Source organism: Cupriavidus sp. GW823-FHT07A04 (genome assembly GCF_058794615.1).
In genome coordinates, this window is sequence record NZ_JBXAHA010000014.1 from 153,400 (window position 1) to 172,354 (window position 18,955).

General features: G+C 61.7%; 14 protein-coding genes. All 14 read right to left on the reverse strand.

All coding sequences use genetic code 11. The features are described 5' to 3' along the window. Window positions 1-133: 133 nt before the first annotated feature. The 14 genes from AC1Q7Q_RS24450 to tssC all read right to left on the reverse strand — a co-directional run bounded on the left by AC1Q7Q_RS24450 (window position 134) and on the right by tssC (window position 18,942). The gene (locus AC1Q7Q_RS24450; protein ID WP_492373368.1) at window positions 134-883 is read right to left on the reverse strand and encodes a TagF domain-containing protein; all 750 of its coding nucleotides are present in this window, start codon (window positions 881-883) and stop codon (window positions 134-136) included. Next, the gene (tssM, locus tag AC1Q7Q_RS24455; RefSeq protein WP_492373367.1) at window positions 862-4,689 is read right to left on the reverse strand and encodes a type VI secretion system membrane subunit TssM; all 3,828 of its coding nucleotides are present in this window, start codon (window positions 4,687-4,689) and stop codon (window positions 862-864) included. The genes AC1Q7Q_RS24450 and tssM overlap by 22 nt, the downstream gene beginning before the upstream one ends. A gap of 13 nt (window positions 4,690-4,702) precedes the next feature. Further along, the gene (tssL, locus tag AC1Q7Q_RS24460) at window positions 4,703-5,935 is read right to left on the reverse strand and encodes a type VI secretion system protein TssL, long form (RefSeq protein ID WP_492373366.1); all 1,233 of its coding nucleotides are present in this window, start codon (window positions 5,933-5,935) and stop codon (window positions 4,703-4,705) included. Window positions 5,936-5,949: 14 nt separating this feature from the next. Next, window positions 5,950-7,293, reverse strand: coding sequence for a type VI secretion system baseplate subunit TssK (gene tssK, locus AC1Q7Q_RS24465; RefSeq protein ID WP_492373365.1), 1,344 nt, complete (start codon window positions 7,291-7,293; stop codon window positions 5,950-5,952). Between the two features lie 4 nt (window positions 7,294-7,297). Further along, the gene (tssJ, locus tag AC1Q7Q_RS24470; RefSeq protein WP_174427080.1) at window positions 7,298-7,798 is read right to left on the reverse strand and encodes a type VI secretion system lipoprotein TssJ; all 501 of its coding nucleotides are present in this window, start codon (window positions 7,796-7,798) and stop codon (window positions 7,298-7,300) included. A gap of 2 nt (window positions 7,799-7,800) precedes the next feature. Beyond that, entirely contained in the window at window positions 7,801-8,082 is a 282-nt protein-coding gene (locus tag AC1Q7Q_RS24475) for a PAAR domain-containing protein (protein WP_492373364.1), read from the reverse strand. A gap of 85 nt (window positions 8,083-8,167) precedes the next feature. Continuing rightward, window positions 8,168-9,109, reverse strand: coding sequence for a DUF6708 domain-containing protein (locus AC1Q7Q_RS24480; protein WP_492373363.1), 942 nt, complete (start codon window positions 9,107-9,109; stop codon window positions 8,168-8,170). A 150-nt stretch (window positions 9,110-9,259) separates the two neighbouring features. Next, entirely contained in the window at window positions 9,260-10,207 is a 948-nt protein-coding gene (locus AC1Q7Q_RS24485) for a DUF6708 domain-containing protein (protein WP_492373362.1), read from the reverse strand. Between the two features lie 6 nt (window positions 10,208-10,213). Next, on the reverse strand, window positions 10,214-12,802 hold the full coding sequence (locus AC1Q7Q_RS24490) for a T6SS effector BTH_I2691 family protein (RefSeq protein WP_492373361.1): 2,589 nt from the start codon (window positions 12,800-12,802) through the stop codon (window positions 10,214-10,216). Next, on the reverse strand, window positions 12,799-13,659 hold the full coding sequence (locus tag AC1Q7Q_RS24495; protein WP_492373360.1) for a DUF4123 domain-containing protein: 861 nt from the start codon (window positions 13,657-13,659) through the stop codon (window positions 12,799-12,801). Before AC1Q7Q_RS24495 ends, AC1Q7Q_RS24490 begins: the two co-directional genes overlap by 4 nt. An 8-nt stretch (window positions 13,660-13,667) precedes the next feature. Next, window positions 13,668-16,136: a type VI secretion system Vgr family protein gene (locus AC1Q7Q_RS24500; RefSeq protein ID WP_492373359.1), complete on the reverse strand. Its 2,469-nt coding sequence runs from the start codon at window positions 16,134-16,136 to the stop codon at window positions 13,668-13,670. Between the two features lie 11 nt (window positions 16,137-16,147). Beyond that, the gene (locus tag AC1Q7Q_RS24505; RefSeq protein ID WP_492373358.1) at window positions 16,148-16,759 is read right to left on the reverse strand and encodes a T6SS effector amidase Tae4 family protein; all 612 of its coding nucleotides are present in this window, start codon (window positions 16,757-16,759) and stop codon (window positions 16,148-16,150) included. A gap of 75 nt (window positions 16,760-16,834) precedes the next feature. Continuing rightward, window positions 16,835-17,320 carry an Hcp family type VI secretion system effector gene (locus tag AC1Q7Q_RS24510; protein WP_492373357.1) on the reverse strand — a complete coding sequence of 162 codons (486 nt, stop codon included), beginning with the start codon at window positions 17,318-17,320 and terminating at the stop codon, window positions 16,835-16,837. A gap of 128 nt (window positions 17,321-17,448) precedes the next feature. Beyond that, on the reverse strand, window positions 17,449-18,942 hold the full coding sequence (tssC, locus tag AC1Q7Q_RS24515) for a type VI secretion system contractile sheath large subunit (protein WP_492373356.1): 1,494 nt from the start codon (window positions 18,940-18,942) through the stop codon (window positions 17,449-17,451). Window positions 18,943-18,955: the final 13 nt, after the last annotated feature.

Here is an 18,955-nt window from a genome sequence, read left to right on the forward strand (position 1 = left end):
CAGGATAAGCAAGATCAACAAGGTGCCGCTGCTGCGGGCCGTTCCATACCGCTGCTGATGTGTGCACTCCGACAGGCAGTTGCCCGCAAGCAGCAATTTATAGAGCGTGGCCGCGTGTGGTCGAGGAATGAAATCAAAGCCCGGCCACAATGTGGCGCATGGCCGGGACGCCGTCGATTTCCATGGCGCAGCCAGTACCGGCCTGCCAGACGCTGCCAAGGCTGCCACTGCGCAACAGGTGCGGCGGCCAGTCGTCACGGATGGCTTCGGGCCCAGTGAAGCTGTCGCTGAGCAAATTCCCCGAGGCGGCCTGATTCCGTGCGCCGGCCAGGCGCTTGAACGACACCTGGATGCGACCCCGCCAGCCGGGTCGATGGTTGGCCCACAGGGCATCGACTGCCGCGGCCAGGCCCGTTCGGTCCGGCAGGCGGGTGTGGTTATGCACCAACGGCACCAGATCGGTGAGCCAGTGCGCCGGTGCGCCGAGCAGCTGCTCGGCCCATTGAGCGCTGACGCTCTGCCAGACCACCAGCGGGTAGCGGCGCCCCACCCGGTCTCGGGACGCGGCCATGACACCAATCAGGTAGCTGCCCTCGCTGGGGAACTTCACGCCGCGCGTGCGCAGGATGAAATGACACGGCTCAGCCGCGCGCAATCGGGCTTGGCCCGCGAGGCTGGGTGGCGTCAGATGCAACCAATGCGGCGCCTGGCCGACAATGGAAAGCGCTGGCGCCCGGACCGGAGCTTCGGCCTGCCCGGGGTCGAACCAGTTCCGCCACATCGCCACCTGGGCCAGGGGCGCATTGTGGCGAACAAAGTCCCCTTGCGCTGGCAGCTTGCCGAAAATCGACGGTGCCGTAATCACCCCGATCTCCCCGGACACTGGAAGCCCTGCAGCAGGGCGGTGGTCCATGGATTCGCGAGACTGCCGGTGTTGATGTCGAGCTTCGCCTTGCGGCCGTCAAAGTCATACTCGGCCACGAAGTGGCTGGCTGTCGCCGAGCCGGCCAGCTTACCCTTGGCAATCACGCGCATCAGGGCCCACGGGCCGTTGGCAGTCAACGTCGAGGTGTCGGGGCGGATGCGCGGGCTGGCGGTGATATCGGCACCCTGCCCGCCGCGCGGGCCTGGCCAGGTCACCTTGAGCGGGATCACAGGGCCGTGCACGTAGCGCTGGCTCTGCCCATCGAAATCCATGTTCAGCTCGACGATTTCGGGATCGAGCTCTATGACCTTCAGGTCGACCTTCCAGGCCATCTTCTTTGCGCCCGGATCACGGAAGAACACCTCCCGGATCTCCTTGGCCCGCTGGAACGGCACCAGGCTCGGGCCGGCCACCGGTGGCACGTCGGGCGCGGTCAACTTGTAGCGCCACGGCGAGATGGTGGTATCCACGTGTGGAGCCAGTACCTTCTGGAAGAAGTCGTCCAGCACACCGCCGGTAGCAAAGACGCGTGCAAGATCCTCCGGATCCACGTCCTGCATCGACGTCGGCGTGAACGGATACTTGCCGTCGACGGCACTGCGGCAACTTTCGCCGATCACAGCGTCCATCTGGGCAATCAGGATGTCGCCAACGCCCTTGTTGACATCCCGGGTGCCCTGCACGACCAGATCGGCCAACACCGACTTGAAGGGCGCCGGCAGCTTGGCCGCCTCCATGCGCAATTGCGCCCCAGCCTCTGACGGGGGCGGCAGGTTCCGGGTGTTCAGCGCATTGTTGGCCACTACCAGGCTGGTGTAGTAGGCGTTAACCATGCCGGCTATCGTATCCAGCTGCGGCTTCCCGGCGGCAGCCTGCGCCCCCGGGTTGGCGGCATCGGCCTGGCCGGTCACCACTTCGCGCAGCGCGGCGAAGCGGCTGTCGACCACCTCGCGCTCCTGGCGAGCCTCGGCGCGGGCGGTCAGCGCGTTGACCTTGTCGGATTTCTTGTCCAGCGCGGACAGCGCCTTCTCCGCCAGGGACTTATCCTCGGGGTCCACCGGACGGCTCAGTGTGGTTTCCTGCACCGCTGCCCGGCCCAGCCGGGCCAGCGGGGAGTCCGGCGCGGCGAAATTGCGCAGGATCTCCAGGTCAAAGGCCAGGTTGTTGCCGGTCACCGTCCGGATATCGCCCAGGAATTCCTCCCAGTGCCGCGCATACTCGCTCAGGTACAGGCGTCGAATCTCGCGCGTCAGGGGATCGTTGCCTGTCAGCTTGCCCGCGGCGCTCTCAAGCGTTTTTTTTTGAGCGCCGAGCCCCGTGCCCCTTCCCATGACCCAGGTATCAACCGCCTGTGCCTTGCCGACGAATTCCGGCAGGCGCGCATTGAACAGGTCGTGGTAGCCGGCGTAGGTGAAGAGCCCAGGGATGCCCCGCTCCAGCGGCTCACCACTGGCTCGGGTGAAGACCGTGCCAGCCTGCGGCCCGACCGCGCGCACCAGCGTGAAATCCTGTGGCGCCTCCTCCATCATGGCCGCCTTGGCGCGGTCGTAGAGGCGTTCGACGGAAGTATTTCCATCCAGGAAATCCCGCGCCGAGCGGATCAGCGCCTCGTTCTTTGCGTATGGCGACAACACGGGACGACTGCCATCCAGCAGGCTGTCCAAATGCGCGAGCACAGCCACCCGGCCACCGAAGGCCTCCGCCCCGTTGCCGGTTGCCCAGTCGCTTTGCAGCCAGCTGCGCACGTTGGACGCGTTGAACTTGTCCACGTCGTGCAGCATCAGGTAAACCCGCAGGGTGTCGTAGGTCTGCTTGGCATCGCGCTGATCGACCGCGGTGGAAAGCACGGCTTCGACCCGGCGTACCAGGTATGGCACCAGCAGGTTGTCCTGCAATCTCGTATGGGTCTGGGTCGCAGCGCCCAGCACCGGCGGCACGCTGTAGAGGCCATACCGCCAGTCGACAGACGGATCGGCCAGATTCAGGCTGGCGTAGGCGGGCAGGTCGCGGGCCGCAGCCAGCACCTCGGGCATCGTATCCGGCTGCGGCTTCTTGTAGAACGCCGTCACCGTCGCGGCCAGCCCCTTGGCTTTCTCCTGCACCACGTCCAGATAGTTATGGTTGTGGCCGAAGCTGTTATAGAGCGCACCGGCAAGCCAAAGGAAGATCACCAGTGCCAGCGCGTGGCCGAGCAGCCGCAGCAGGCGGAAGCGGAATTCCCAGCGCAGGTTCGGCTTCACCAAGTGCGCCTCGGGCACAATGATGCGATTGAAAACATCCTGCAGGAAGTAGCTGCGGTTGCCGGTGGCCTTCCCCGCGGCGGCGCCAGCGGCTTTGCCCGCCTTGCCACTGCCAAGCAGTTCCCGGAAGACGGTGCTTGCATCTGCGACCACTGCCCCCTCTGTTTGCGCGGCACTGGTGAAATACACGCCGCGCAGCATGGCATTGCGCTCGGTGTCGTCGTACCGCGAGTCCAGGAACATCTGCTCCAGCATCGCGACAAGCGGTTCCGTCAGGCTCCTAAGCTCATCGCGCAAGGCATAGAGCGCCTTGCGCCGGCCCACATCGAACTCCTCGGACAGTCGGCCCTCCAGCCCCACCTCCAACCGCGTCACCAATGACTGCATCTCCTTGCGGCACTGCGCAGCGGCATCAACAGCTGGCTGTCGCGGCCACCGCTTGCGCTTGCCCGCAACCGGCAAGGTGAACCCCCAGGGCTGGGCCCGCCCCTCGCTGGTCAGGCATTGGAAGTAGTCAGTGAAGCCGGCAAGCTGATCGAGCTTGGTCACCAGCACATAGATGGGGAACTGGATGCCCAGTTCCTCACGCAGTTCGGCCAGGCGCGCCCGAATCCTGGCCGCTTCGGCAACCCGCTCCTCGGCGGAATGCCGAAGCAGGTCCGCCACGCTGATCGTCACCAGCGCACCGTTGATCGGGGCGCGGGCACGGTGTTTTCGCAGCAAGCCAAGAAAACCCTTCCATTCGGCCAGCTCGATCGCCGAACCCGATTCCTGCGCCGTGTAGCGGCCTGCCGTGTCGATCAGGACCGCCTCGTTGGTGAACCACCAATTCGTCTGCTCCGTGCCCTGCCGTGCGCGAGCCGCCGCGCTCATTTGCTCGGCAATCGGGAATTGCAGCCCGGCGTTCAACAAGGCTGTCGTCTTGCCAGCCCCTGGCACGCCGACCATCATGTACCAGGGCAGTTCGTAGAGGTAGCGCCGTCCCTCGAACAATCGGCCGATCCGGCTGCCGGTGCGCATGCCCTTGAGCTGGCGCAGCGCAGTCTGGATGGCGGTGTTGAGCGCGGCAACTTCATCCTTGGCGACCACCTCCTGGCGCTTCCCGCCGAAGTTCAGCAGGCTCGCGACGAAGGTCTCATCCGTACGTGCACGCTGCCAAGTCAGGTACAGCACATACGCAACGAACACGAGGACAATGGCCGAGATCAGCAGGATACGGACCGAACTCGGCGCCAGCGGATGGCTGGCGCCAACGGCAAGTAACGGCCCCGCGTGCCAGATCAGCAGGCACAGCGCGGCGCCCCCGATCATGGACACCGGCCAGCCAAGCAGCCAGAAAAGCGCCAGCGCCAGCAACAGCACGATGGCGGTGGCGCGCGCGCCGAGGCCCGCCAGCGGATGCATGCCATTGAATCCAAGCAGCGGTCCGATAAACCAGATGGCTGCCGCCACCAGAAGCACGGCGACAAGTGCGAGCGTCTGCCGGGAGACGAGCGCGCCCCCAATACGTTTCAGAAATTCCATGCCTTGACCCCGGTCACTGCGTAACGACGATCTCAACCCGGCGATTCTTCGCTCGGGCTGCCGGCGTCTTGTTGTCGATAAGTGGCTCGGTATCGCCCTTGCCAATCGCTTCGAGGCGCCCCTTGGCCACGCCCTTGCTGGCCAGGTACTCCGTCACGGTCGCGGCACGCTCCTCGGACAACGCCTGATTCGAGGGGAACCTGGCCGTCTTGATGGGAGCGTTGTCGCTGTGGCCGATAACGGTCACCTTGCCGGAGACCTTGCTGATCTCCCCTGCGACCTTGTCCAGCAGCGGCAAGATCTTGCCGCTTACCTCGGCCCGCCCGCCGCCGAACATGTCGTCGCCGCGGAAGGTCACGGCACTACGCGTCGCGTCCTCCTGCACGCTGACGACCCCGCGGGCAATCTCGTCCTTGAGTAACTCAGCCAGGCGCAGCGCCTTGGGCGGCTCCGGCGGTGTGATCTTCCCAATGGCAAGGATCTGCTGCTCGAGATCGTGCGTGCGGAGCAACAACTGGTATTTGAACCAGGCGAACAAGCCAAAGAGCGCAAGGGCCAGCACCACCACCGTGACCCATACCGGCACCGTGCGTAGCCGGCTGAGTCGTCCTGCGTCCGCGCCACGCCAGTTGGGCGAAAGCTCGCGCGGCACGCTCTCGCGTGCGCCACTGATCAGGTGGAAGAGGCGCTGGCGGATCTCGTCCAACTGCCGGTGACCATCCGTCTGCCCGGCATAGCGCCCTTCGAATCCCAGCGATAGAACGTGATAGAACACCTCGATGACCGGCATATGCTCGTGGGGACTGCTCACCAACCGACCGAGCAGATGAAAGCATTTGGTGCCTCCTTCGGTGTCCCCGTGCAAGCTGACAAGCAACCCTTGCTGCGGCCAACTGTGTATGCCCCATGCCTGATTGTGTGCAGCCTCGTCCAGCGCTGTGCACAAGGCATAGCTCGCTGCCAGGATATGCTCGCGGCGCACATTGGCCCTTTCGCACAAACCGTGAAAGCGTTTCACTTCACGTGTCAACAGGGCCTGGAGCCGTGGCACATCCTCCTCGTCCAACCCCTCCGGGACGTCGGCAAGTGCTCGCAGAAGTGGGCGTGCAGCTTCTAGCAAGGGGGATCTTGCGCCCGCGAGTTCAGCTACCGTCTCAGGGGCAAACCTGGCGTCTGCGATGCCGGCGCCGGAAGCGTCCTGATAAGGCTTGGTTCCTGACCCCGTCGATGCGTCCGGATTGTTCATATCCCTTTCCGTCATCAGCTACGCACCCCCCAAAGGTCAACCTGCAGATCGGGAAAATCGCCGGCAACATGTAACGCCAGCCCACCAAATTTCTCAACTTGCTTCCAGAGAGGATTCTCTCGGGCGAGCTCGAAGTAGACATAGCCCGCATTGAACGGAATCTGCCGCGGCGGTACCGGAAGCGCCTGGAGTGGAATCCCCGGCAAATGAGACCGGATCAAGTCGATCAGGCGCTCGGACGGGCCCGCCTTTGCCTGAGCCGGAAATTGCTGCTGCAGCGTATCCACAGGCATTTGCGCCGCGACAGCCAGCACGAACGTCGTGAAGCGCTGGATCTGCGCAGGGTCCAGCACAGCCAGCCGGATGCCGTGCGGCTGAAGTTCAAGCTCAATCCGCTGTGCGGCACGCTCAAGAACCACATTGAGCAGCAAGCGCAGGTCGTCGAACAACGGCTTCAGGCAAACATGTGGGGCATCGTGTCGGTAAGCGGCATGCTCCACAGGTCGACGGCTGTGCGTGCGCACGAATGTCGATAACTCACCAGACAGCACTGCCAAATGGACATAGAGAACTTCCGGTGAAGCAGCTTTGGCGGCCAGCAGATGCGCCAGAATTGGCTCATAACGATTCAGCAGCTGCAGAATCAGATACTCGCTGACTTCCGCTGCATCCCCACCCCGCATACTCACGGCGCAAAGGCGCTCGGCCATGGCAGTAGCACGCATGCGCAGCAGGCCGTGAATTTCGGTAAGCCAGCTGAACAGCAGTGGGCTGGCAGCAAAGGTGCTGACCGGCGGAATCAATGTCCCGTCAAGCCTTGCGCTACCATCGGCGCGAACCTCGCTGACTCGTGCCAGCGGCATGCCGAGCCACGCGCTGGTCAACTCCTTTTCCGTGAGCAAGCGCAGGCGCAGGTCGGCCAGCTGGATCAGCTTCGGACCCTGCGAGATCGAGTTGGCGTCGAGCAGATCTTCCTCAAACGTCCGGAATCGCGCCAACGAATCTGCGGCATCGTCAAAGTCGGTCTCCTGTGCGTTCGGCGTGCGGATCGGCACGGCCAGACAGACCATCTGGCCAACATGTTCATGCCGAAGCGCCAACGGCGCTGGCGATGAAACCTGCCCCGGCGCATCGAATGGCGTACCGTCCGGAAAGATGCCGGCGGCAGCGGAGACAACGAGCTTCCCTACCGCGAGCGCTTCGGTATCAATGTCAACTTGGTTAAAACCCCAGAAGAACGGGCCAAGCGCCGCGCTGCGCTTATGGGCGTATTGCTCAAGATAGCGTTCTTGTTGCTGGAACAGCTGTGGACGTAAAAAGAGGCCTTCGCTCCAGACGACTTTGTTATACCAACTCATTGAATCACTCAATTTTTGTAACGTTGATGGTCAACTGATCAAGCAAGACCTGCAGCTTGATCTTGCGTGCCGGAACTACCGCCCTGTACCACGCGGCTTCCGGTGCTGGCGGCAGCTTGTAGACCGTTCGCCAGGTAGCCTTCCCAAGATCGTTGTAACCAACAAGAAAGCCCAGTGCCGTGGTTGCCGGATTCAGCTTTCTTTCGAAATCCCGGGTTTCGTCCGGCCGAAGGATGAACTCGTCACGAGAGAGGAGATCTTCAAGAAGCAGCGTCTTGTCTGAGCTTTGCAGCGTGAAGTAGTCTGCGTTTGCGAATGTCCCATCGGACTTCAGCTCGTACATGCGCACCAGAACAGGACTCGCTCGCCCCCTCGCATCCGGATTGACAGTTGGCTTGGCTTCCGCACGGAGCACCAGCTTCATCTGTTCATTCTGCACGGGACTGGCCGCGCAACCGGCAAGCAAGGCAATCGCCATCGGCCAATAGCGGTACAACTGACGCATGCTCAGCCTCCGACGGCGGCAGGCTGCGAGCCGATCAGCTCGCAACCGCATTCGCAGCGATGTCCGTGCAGCGCAACTGGCCGCCCTTCCACGAGAAAGGCCGGGTCCCCTTCGGTGATGGCGTTGATCCCGTGTGGACGCCCGTCCGAGTAGTGCTCCGGGCAATCGACCAAGTCCCCCTGCCGGGCGATAGGCCGGCCTTGCAAGAGATGGAATGCGGAACCCGTCATGACGCGTCCGCCGTGCGTGGTAGTGTCACCCACTGTGATAATTGGCAAATTCATGTTCTCACTCCAAAATGACCTGAGCCGGTCGCGGTATCTGCCGGCATTTCCTGCCTCGGCTCGAAATCGCCCCACTTCTGATTTTTCAATCCCCTGAAACGCGCTGCTCGTACGGGTCGCCGGGCTCGATCCGGCACGCCTCCTCCACCTCTCCCGGCCAAACCGGCACCTTGTTCGTCGGCATGCAAAGCAAACGCCCGAACAAGGTAATCAGCGCGAACGGCGTGCCAAACAGCAGGAACGCATAGCCGTAGTTGAAGTTGCTGAAGGCCACCTTGGCTGCAAACAGGAACGACTCGCGCTTCTCCGCAATCGGCAGGTAGCGGCGCGGCATCGGAATACGCTGCGGGCCCTCTTCCATATAGCGGCGCAAGTATTCCCAGTGAGCAGGCAGCAGGTCCTTGGTGCAGTGAATCCCCACCGAGAAGGTGTCGAGCACCGTCTTCTTGTCCGGCGCCAGCACATGGCCGCGAATATCCCAGACTAGCGGAGGCCGCCCAGCATTAGGCTGGCCAGGCCCCATACAGAAGTAGATGTCATCCCATTTGAGTGCCAGCATTCCTCCGGCGCTTTTGCGGCGGAAAACGTAAACCATGCGGTTGCGCCTGTTCAAGCGCACGGGCCAGTGCGTAAAGGTAAAGGCTTCGAAGTGAGCCGCCCAAGCGGTAAATAACATAAAGGGAATAGCTACTATCCATGTCGCTACTGCTCCGAAAATTATTTTTTCACTTTCATCAGGAAATTCGGCGAGTTGCTCAAATAATGTGAGTCGACTTATTGCTATGGCCAATAGCATCGCACCAACAAGAAATACGAATGCAAAAGCAAACACTATTCCCTTCCAGGTGTAGAACTTATCGACCACCTCTATAAATGTCGAGTTCAACCTGATTAGCGCATCCCAATCTTGTATGTCTTCGCTCTTTCTCACCCTTGCTGGCTGCTTCTGAGATAGCCGGTCTTTGCGCTCCTGCTCCGCTAGTGGCCGGTCGATCTTGTACTTAGGCGTCTGCCCGGTATAGTCCATTGACATACGTTTCCTACCTCAATGCCTGCTGCAATTCCCCCAGACCAGTGGGGCGTTGCTGGAATCGGTCCCACGCACAAGTACCGTTCAACTCGTGAACATCTGCCGGCCCTTTCTGCCTCAGCTCGAGATTGACCCACTTCTGATTTTTCAATCCCCTGAAACGCGCTGCTCATACGGGTCGCCAGGCTCGATCCGGCACGCCTCCTCCACTTCCTCCGGCCAAACCGGCACCTTGTTCGTCGGCATGCAAAGCAAACGCCCGAACAAGGTAATCAGTGCGAACGGCGTGCCAAACAGCAGGAACGCATAGCCATAGCTGAAGTTGCTGAAGGCCACCTTGGTAGCAAACAGGAAAGACTCGCGCTTCTCCGCAATCGGCAGATACCGGCGCGGCATTGGAATACTCTGCGGGCCCTCTTCCATATAGCGGCGCAAGTATTCCCAGTGAGAGGGCAGCAGGTCCTTGGTGCAGTGAAGCCCCATCGAGAAGGTGTCGAGCACCGTCTTCTTGTCCGGCGCCAGCACGTGGCCGCGAATATCCCAGACTAGCGGAGGCCGCCCTGCATAAGGCTGACCAGGCCCCATGCAGAAATAGATTTCTTCCCATTTGAGTGCCAGCATTCCCCCGGCACTTTTTCGGCGGAAAACGTAAACCATGCGGTTGCGCCTATTCAAGCGCACGGGCCAGTGCGTAAAGGAAAAGGCCTCAAAGTGACCAAACCAGCCCAGGAATGTAAGAAGTACAATTGATAGAATCCACATAAAAACAAGGAATGATATTAGCTCTCCAACCTTATCCGGGCTTTTGCTCAAATTCACGGACAATCCGTACCACGTCATCCATATGATCACTGCGCTCCATCCGCAACCCATTACAAAAGCGAAAGCAAAAGCGATCCCCTTCCAGGCATAGAATTTGTCCACCACCTCGATAAAGGTCGAGTTCATTCTGATCAGCGCATCCCAATCCTGTACGTCCTCGCTCTTGCTCACCATCGTCTTTCGTTTCTGAAATAGCCGGTCCTCGCGCTCCTGCTCGGTCAGAGTCCGGTTCACCTTGTACTTTGGCGTGTTCCCGGTATAGTCCATTGTCATATTTTTTTATCCTAATGCTTGCTGCAGTTCCTGCATTTCCTCACGGCCAGTCTGGAAGGCGTGCTCAGGTCTTTTGCTTTGGAATTTCCCCCAAACGCAGCGCTTTAGCCACTCTTGCAGCTTGTTGTCGACCACCAGCCCGATAATCACCTGCAGCGCGAAGAACGCAATCAGCGCCAAGATGACAAATGGCCCAGACCATGCCCCCATTGCAGCGATGGTAAGGAAGACCCCGATTCCTGCGGATAAGCCATAGAGCGCGGCCAAGCCGTAATTTTCCTGGCGAATCTGCTCGATCGCGTTGACGGTGTCCCAGACGGCCACGATCGCCGCCGCGACCCCGCCAAAAACACGCCCAGCCAAGCCGAGCCAAGTGATGTTCGCCAGTGGCCGCATAAGCAGCAACCGCCCAAGCGGCGTCCTTCCCCAAGGCGTCTTTTCCAGAACCTTCTCCGTAACGTCGACGATCGTCGCTGCAAGCGCTGCACCCGCCGCGCGCATCCGCCAGCCCTTCTCCGACTTTTCCCATCCAGACGCCTTCTCTTCGCCATCGATGGCCTTCGACAGGACCGCGACTTGGATCAGTGCCATGACCGCACCCAGGCGTATGCTGCTGGTAATGGTCGACCGGAAGCGCGCGGCCAGGCTGCTCTCGTACTGCTCCAGCGTGCGTATGGACTTTGCCGCCCACCTTGCCTGCTCCGCCGGTTTGAGACCTGCCGGCATGCGCTCAAGATGCGCCCCCTCCACCACCACCAGGAACCGGCCCTTGAAGGTTCCCTCCTGTACTTCGCCCTTGATCTGCAGCAGGCGCATCTCGTCTGCCACAGCCTTCTTGATCTGGTTATCGGAATAGGCTGGCTTGCCTCCGGCATCGGTTTGCAGGCGCAGCATGCTCCGCAGCATCTGTTCGCGGAACTTCTTCTTGGTGCCCACCACATCGACCACCACGATCGGCTTGCCGATGCGCACGCCAAGCGTTGCAACCAGGGTCATCCATGACTTGCCTGCCGCCTTGTCCAATCCGCGACCCAGAAACGCAGCGCCGGAGCCGGCGATGTACATGACCAGGCGCGCCAGATTGTCGGCGCTTGACTTTTGTTCCACCGTCTGGCCAAACAGCTTCTCCGCCCCCTCCACCAGACGCTTATAGCTATCCATCAGGCTGTCCCAAGGCAGCGCTGCCAGATCCAGGCTGCCGGCAGCACCCTCCTTCAGCTTGCTGATGAGGGAGTCGTTATTGATGCCCAGGGCCCGCAGCAGATGATTCTTCGGGTCGGAGATGTCGCCATCCAGCCATTTCTGATAGAGCAGGCTGCACGGTCGCTTATCCTCTGTACCCATGATCATCCGGGTCAGGACGCTTTCGTAGACGAAGCCGCTGGCCAGATCTGCGGTATCAAAGTTGCAGGTGAAGTAGTGCGTGGTTCGGCTGTTTTTTAACCAGGCTGCATGTGCCTCGGCCAGCGGCAGGATCATGCGCTGGTCGAATTTCCCCAGCGCTTCCTTGTAGCGCTTATCAAAACTGGCGCGCGCCGGCTCGTTGTATTTGTCAATGTAGGGGCCCCACGCCTGGTCCTTTACCTTCCTCAGGTCTTCGGCGGTGACCTCGTATCCCTTTTCGATCCGCTCGACATGGCGTTGGGCAAGCTTGGTCCCGCCGACGTAGTCAATGGCACGTTCCAGCGCCATCGCGCTGCTTTCGTTGCCGTAGGCTTGTGCCTTCAGATTCTCCGCGGCGGTCAGCTCAGCAAGCTCCGCGCTATGCTCGACCGCATCCTTCATGCCCAGAATGGCGGCATTGACCGTCACCTCACGCGCCCAGTCGGGTCGGCTGTTGAAGCGCTGCAGTTCGTACTGCATCAGGAAGGAGAGCTCCTGGGCGATGCCAGCCGGGTCTGGCAGGGCAAGGAACAGGGCTTTGCTCTGTGCCGGCTTCACGCCTTCAAGCGCGGCCGTCCTTTCGCACAACGCTGCATACTGATCATTGACCGGGTGCCAGGGCCACGGCGCAAAGTCAAAGGATGCTGGCTTGGTACGGTTGGTCAGATAGAAGTCGGCGACCTGCTTGTCCAGTTGCGCGATCCGCTCGGCGTGCTGGTGATTCTGCGTGGCCAACCATTTCTGCACGTCAAGCACACGCATGTGCCTGTCCCGGTATGCGGCATCGCGGTGCCGCTCGATGGTTGCCGCCGTCCACTCGGTGTCCGAGACCCCCAGCCAGACTTTGGTCGCTTGCTCCGGGCGTGGAACCGTGACACACATGGCAATAGCGGCGTGCCCCGCCTGCCCGCAATTGAACTTCGCCTCCTCGGCGGATGGCGCGGGCTTCCTGGGGTCGAATTCATACAGATACCCCTCCGGAAGCACCATATAGCCCTTCAATGGCTGCGCCTTGTCCGCTTCATTCCAACAGTACAGGTAGCTGGCTCGCAGGCGGCGCAGCACGTACTTCGCGGGCGCCACCGGCACCGCGGTGATCCATTGCGCAAACGGCCCGCTCGGCTCCGGCACCGTGCTCTTCTCCGGCGCAATGCCGTAGCGCACAGGATAGATCGCCAGTCCACTCTTGTCGCAGAACTTACAGCCCTTCATTGATATCCCCTCTCCGATGCCGGTTTGCGCGAGCCGAGATGGCTTGCGATCTGCGCGCGCTGTTCAAAGCCCCATTGGTTCGCCATCGCGGCAAACAGTCCACGTTCGTCAGCACTTCGTTTGATCAGGTCGTCCACCTCGGGATAGGCATCCAGATCGGGGTGGATTGTCATGCTGTGCCGCGCGTACGCGATCAGGTCGACGCCATCAAGCTTGTGCCGGTCCAGCCCACGCTGCAGCAGGACATCGATCCTGCGCATGGCGTCCATGGACGCCGTGAAGCCGCCGGCACGCTCCAGCTCGTCGTGAACGGCATTCACAAGAACGATGCGGCCCAACGCCAAGGCTTCTTCCCTTGAGAGGGTCTCACTGCGTTCGTCGTCGATCTGCGGAGCGGCTTCGGTCACCCATCCCTTGCCGAGTGGGCAGTAGGTCCATTTCGTGATCGGTCCGTAGAGCGACCGCTGCTTGCGAGGCCCGAGAATGCGCAACAGATGCCGAAACACTCTCGGGTCGTAGTAGCGGAACAGCGCCTTCGGTTCTCCTTCGACATGAAGGAGAAGCCTGCGGCTAAGATGGCCCTGGGTCTCGCCGAATGTCGCGCTGGTTGAGATCAGGCCAGATATCGCGGGTGCCGCACCCGACGACGCCTCATAGCTATGGCGGTCCGCCAGCGCCTTGCGTTGCTCATCGTTCAGGCCTCGCAGATCTACCAGCCATGGAAACAGGTGCCTCTGCTCGCCCATCGGTTCCAGCACCAGTGAACTGTGAGGCAGGCCATGCAAGTCGCTGTCGCTATCCAGGTTCAGCGGGTCGAGCAACAGACAGTCATGCCCATTCAGGTATTCGAGAATCATGATTTGCCTCAGCTCACGGGCACAACGGCCTGTCCGCTACTTGCGGCGTCGCGCATCCCGAACTCACAGACTGAGCTCTTGGCCAGCTTTGGCCACGCCACGGTCTCTGTCGAAGGGCCAGTGAAGCTATGTCCCGCGGCATGGGCGGTGTTTGTTCCGCGCGTGAGGTGCGTGATCCCGCCGTCGTTGTAGCGTGTATGACTGCTACCGCCGCCAATCAGCAGTTCCTTCTTGGCCAGAATGCGGATGTTGTCGTCGGTGCTGATGATGTCGATGCCAAGCTTCGCAAAGAACTGCATGACATCGTTCTGTGCTTGCAAGGTGATCGGCCCCTTTGCAGCGAACAGGCGGATGCCTAGCAGATGCGCGCACAAGGAGAACATGCCGCGAACACTCGCGAAGAATCCTTTGCCAGTATTCAGAGACAGATGCTCTCCCGTTGTGATCGTCGCGTGCCTGCTACTGTGCAAGTGGGTATCGGTAGTGGCTGTAGCAACGATACCCGCCGCGCTGGCGACAACAATGTGAGGCTCTGCCAGCATACCGGACGGGCTCTCGTCTCCTTTGATCGCATCGTTCTGGCGCGCCATCGCCTTGGCAACACCATCTTGCTCATCGTGCTGCGCCTGAGCCTGAACAGAGGCTTGCTGCAACTGCTCCGCGAGCGAAAGCGCTCCGCGCAGGCGATCCATTGCCTCGGACAGGTCCAGCGCTGCACCTTGTCCGTGCGTACGCAGTTCACTGGAGACCAATGTCCCCGCCCCTGACCGGAGCGCCATATGACCATCGGTCCGCAGCTCTGCGCCTTCTCCCCGGCGGTCCTTGCGACCGGCGTGATCGGGTACGTTCGTCAGATAACCCAGGTTGAGCTGGGATAGCTGATGATCCGATGAAAGCTGACTCTGTATCTGGTCCTGCGTATCGTCCATCAATAGATGGTTGTGACGCTCACCAAACAACTCCTTGCTTCGAATCCCTGACAGCGCATGCTGCCCCGGCAGCGCCCACGGCGGCATATTGAGCTGGTTCGGTGCCCGCCCGACGATCAGCGGGCAATCCGGATCGCCGTTGAGGAAGGCAACAATGACCTCCTGGCCGATACGCGGAATATGCATGGCGCCAAACTGCTCGCCGGACCAGCCGTTGACGACACGAATCCACGGTGAAGAGTTCTCGTCGTGCTTCCCATAGCGGTCCCATTCAAACTGGATGTTCACGCTCCCGTGCTCATCGCACCAGATTTCCTGGTTCTTCGGCCCGGTCACGACCGCGCGCTGCAGGCCGGCGACGCGCGGCTTGCCGACCGTACGCGGCGGCCGGAAGACTTCGTCGGTGGGATGGCCTTCAAAAGCCACGCGGCAGGCAAACCGCTGCCGGCTGCCGGACTCGCCGCCGACGTCCTCCAGGTCGAACGTCGTGCTGGTCACGAGGTACTCCCGGTTCAACGCGGGATTGCCGTGATTGCTGACCATGTAGGTGCAGCCCGGCGCCACGCCGCGCAAGGCACCGACACCGCGCACGCGCCGGCCCCGGGCACGGCGCTCTTCCATGCGAATCCTCGCCCGCATGTCGCCTACCGCCGGCTCGACATAGTCGCCCGGGTACTCGTAGCGCTCAAAGTCGGCGAAGCCGGTTTCGCGTGGCTGGCTGTTGTCGGTGGTCAGGTCCGCCCGCGGCTTGCGGAAGTCATAGTCATTCAGCGTGACCTTGCCCGTGCGCAAGCGGTTGACCGGATCGAGGCGCACCAGATGTTCCTGATCCACCTTGAATCCATGCGGATAGATGGGCAGCGTGTGATAGGCCTCACTGGGGAAACTGCGATACGCTCCCGTTTCGGAGGCCAGGATCAGCCGATGGTGCCCACCGTCATGCTCAAAGAAGTACGTGATGCCATATTCTTCGGTCAGGCGCTGGATGAAATGGGCATCGGTTTCCCCGCTTTGCACTTCCCAGACCAGCTTGGGGTAGATCGATACGTCAAGACGCTTCTCCACCGAGAACGGATAGTCCGCCAGGACCTCATCCAGGATCTCGATGACTGTCTTCTTCTGGAAGGGCTTGAAATCCGAAGTCTGTGTGGCGAGCCACAACCAGGGTCGCAGCGTGAACCGGTACAGGCGATTCTCCGCAGCGCCGCCAACCTGTTCGATCTCCGAGATGACACCCGTGATCTCCCGATGCCCGGCACCAATGCCGCCCAGCAGGCCCGTGCCCATGCCATCGAGCTCGATCGTCACCGTCATCTCGCGCCCGATCATTTCATCGGGGTCCGCCTCGGCGAGGAACTGCTCGGCCGCTGGCGAGACCGCTCGCAGATCGACCTTGTAGGTAAACAGTTCGCTCAAACCTTCATGGCCGGAGAGCCGCACAAATTCCAGCTGCGGCTGCCCGAGCAGATCGGGGATGGCTGCACTGGAGACGCTGACTGTCCGGCGCCGTCTTCCCATGAGGTTCTCCACGTCATTTCGCATGCTCATGAGGTCATCTCTCAGGCCAGTGGCCAGAAGTAAAGCGTTGAGCGGAACTCGTAGCTGCCATCCGCATCGGCCATGTCGGCGTAGCCCATGTCCTCGTAGCCGAGCTTGTTGTCGCGCCACGCCATGCGCCACCCCATGCGCCGCGTCGAAGCTGCCAGCACACGATGCAGGTCATGCGATTCGAACGCCGAGGCCAGCCAGGCATTTCGCAGCAAGTCAATGTGCCCGCCGTCGTAGCCGGGCATCTCGTCAAAGGCGATGATCCCCTGCTCGGTCCATGTCATCAGACCCCGCAGGTTCGTGACATCGAGCCGACGAGGGGCGCCCAGGTAAGCCGGACCGCTCAGCCGCTCGGCCAGGCGTGCCCGGCTGGTCTCGATCTTCATGCCCTTGTACCGGCCGAGCAGAATCGGATCGTTGCCGTCCACATGGACGCCGCACGCCATTAACGCAAGGCTCATTCGGATCGCGCAGGCGTTCTCACAGGCCGGATCGTCAACGCGGCTTTCCCAGCCAATCTGGCGGAACAAAGCCAGCCGGGACCGGCGCAGGGCGGCCTCGTCGCCGTGCTCGGGCTTCGGATAGGCATGCCAGAGGTCATCGAAGCGCAGTGAGAGAGCCATGTCCGTTGATGGTCAGATCAGGTCAGCGATCCCGCCGGCTACGTCAAGCGTGGCCGGCGGGCACGGTCAAGACAATCAGGCTTCCTTGTTGCCCTTGATGTCGTAGCCCGCGGTCACGGCGCCGCCGCTGCCGCCCTGGGCGTTCTGCACCACGTACTCCTGCTTGATCTTGGAGAACGACAGGGAGACCTTCTCGCGCATGCGCAACTCGTCATCCACCGAACCCTTCGGGCTCACCTTGGTGACGACCACGTCGGTCATGGTGAGCTTCAGGTATTCGAGCGGATTGCCGCCGGCCTTGCGCACGACCAGCGCCGCTTCGTTGATGTGCTTGCCGGTCAGGCAGTACTTCATCAGGTTGGGCGAAGCGCGATCGATGAAGTGGTCGAAGGACAGGTCTGACACGGTCGCCTTGCCGGCGCCGCCGCCGCTGCCCGCGTGCATGGTGGACTGCTGCTCGATGCTCCAGTCCCAGGCCAGCACTTCGATTTCGTTCTTGTGCGAGGTGTCCTGCGACTCGCCGTCGATGCCGTTGATCTTCAGGAAAATGTCCTGTGCCATTGCAAAACTCCTTCACGTTAAGACAGGTACTGCAGACAAGAGCCACAACAAGGCCCCCGCCCCCAAGGGATCAGGGGCGGGGGTGCCTGATGTGGGACTACCGGTACATTTCAGGCTTCGGACGACGCTCAGGCAGCGTCCTTGACCGATGGCAGGCGCGCCACCAGTCGCAGCGACACCGTCAGGCCTTCGAGCTGGAAGTGCGGGCGCAGGAAGAACTTGGCGCTGTAGTAGCCGGGGTTGCCTTCCATTTCCTCCACGACCACTTCGGCGGCCGCGAGCGGACGGCGGGCCTTGGTCTCCTGCGAGGAGTTGGCCGGGTCGGCGTCAACGTAGTTCATGATCCATTCGTTGAGCCAGCGCTGCATGTCCTCGCGCTCCTTGAAGGCCCCGATCTTGTCGCGCACGATGCACTTCAGGTAGTGGGCGAAGCGCGAGCAGGCAAACAGGTACGGCAGCCGTGCCGACAGGTTGGCGTTGGCCGTCGCGTCGGCGTCGTAATACTCGGCCGGCTTCTGCATCGACTGCGCGCCGATGAAGGCCGCATAGTCAGTGTTCTTGCGGTGGACCAGCGAGATAAAGCCGTTCTTCGACAACTCGGCTTCACGGCGATCGGAGATGGCGATTTCGGTGGGGCACTTCATGTCGAGGCCGCCATCGTCGGTCGGGAAGGTGTGGCACGGCAGGTTCTCCACCACACCACCGCTCTCCACGCCGCGGATCAGCGTGCACCAGCCGTACAGCTTGAACGAGCGGTTGATGTTCACCGCCATTGCGTAGGCGGCGTTGCTCCACACATACTTGCGGTGGTCGGCGCCGTCGGTGTCTTCCTCGAAGTCGAATTCATCAACCGGGTTGGTCTTGATGCCGTATGGCAAGCGCGACAGGAAGCGCGGCATGGCCAGCCCCACGTAGCGTGCGTCTTCCGAGTTGCGCAGGCTGTTCCACGGCGCGTATTCCTGGTTCTGGAAGATCTTGGACAGGTCGCGCGGATTGGCCAGCTCCTGCCACGAATCCATCTGCAGCACGGACGGCGATGCGCCGGCAATGAACGGCGCATGGGCGGCCGCCGAGATCTTGGCCAGCGAACCCAGCAGTTCCACGTCGGGCGGGGTGTGGTCGAAGTAGTAGTCGGCGACCAGGCAGCCGTACGGTTCGCCGCCGAGCTGGCCGTATTCCTCTTCGTAGATGCGCTTGAAGAACGGGCTCTGGTCCCAGCCGATGCCCTTGTACCGGCGCAGCGTGCGACGCAGGTCCTCCTTGGACACATCCATCACGCGGATGCGCAGCTTGTCATCGGTCTCGGTGTTCGAGACCAGGTGATGCAGGCCGCGCCAGGCCGACTCCAGCTTCTGGAAGGCTTCGTGGTGCAGGATCAGGTTGATCTGCTCGGAGAGCTTCGTGTCGATGGCGCCGATGATGGCCTCGATGCTCTTGTACGCATCGTCGCTCATGGTGAACGCGCTGGCGAGCGCCTGCTCGGCCAGGGTCTTGACGGCGAGATCGACGGCCTCGCGGGCCTGGTCGGTCTTGGGCGAGAACTCGCGGCTGATCAGTGCGGCGAAGTCCGATTGCTCTACGGTCGCGAGGGCTTGCTGTTGCTTTTGTTGGGCGGAAGCCATGGAATCCTTGCTT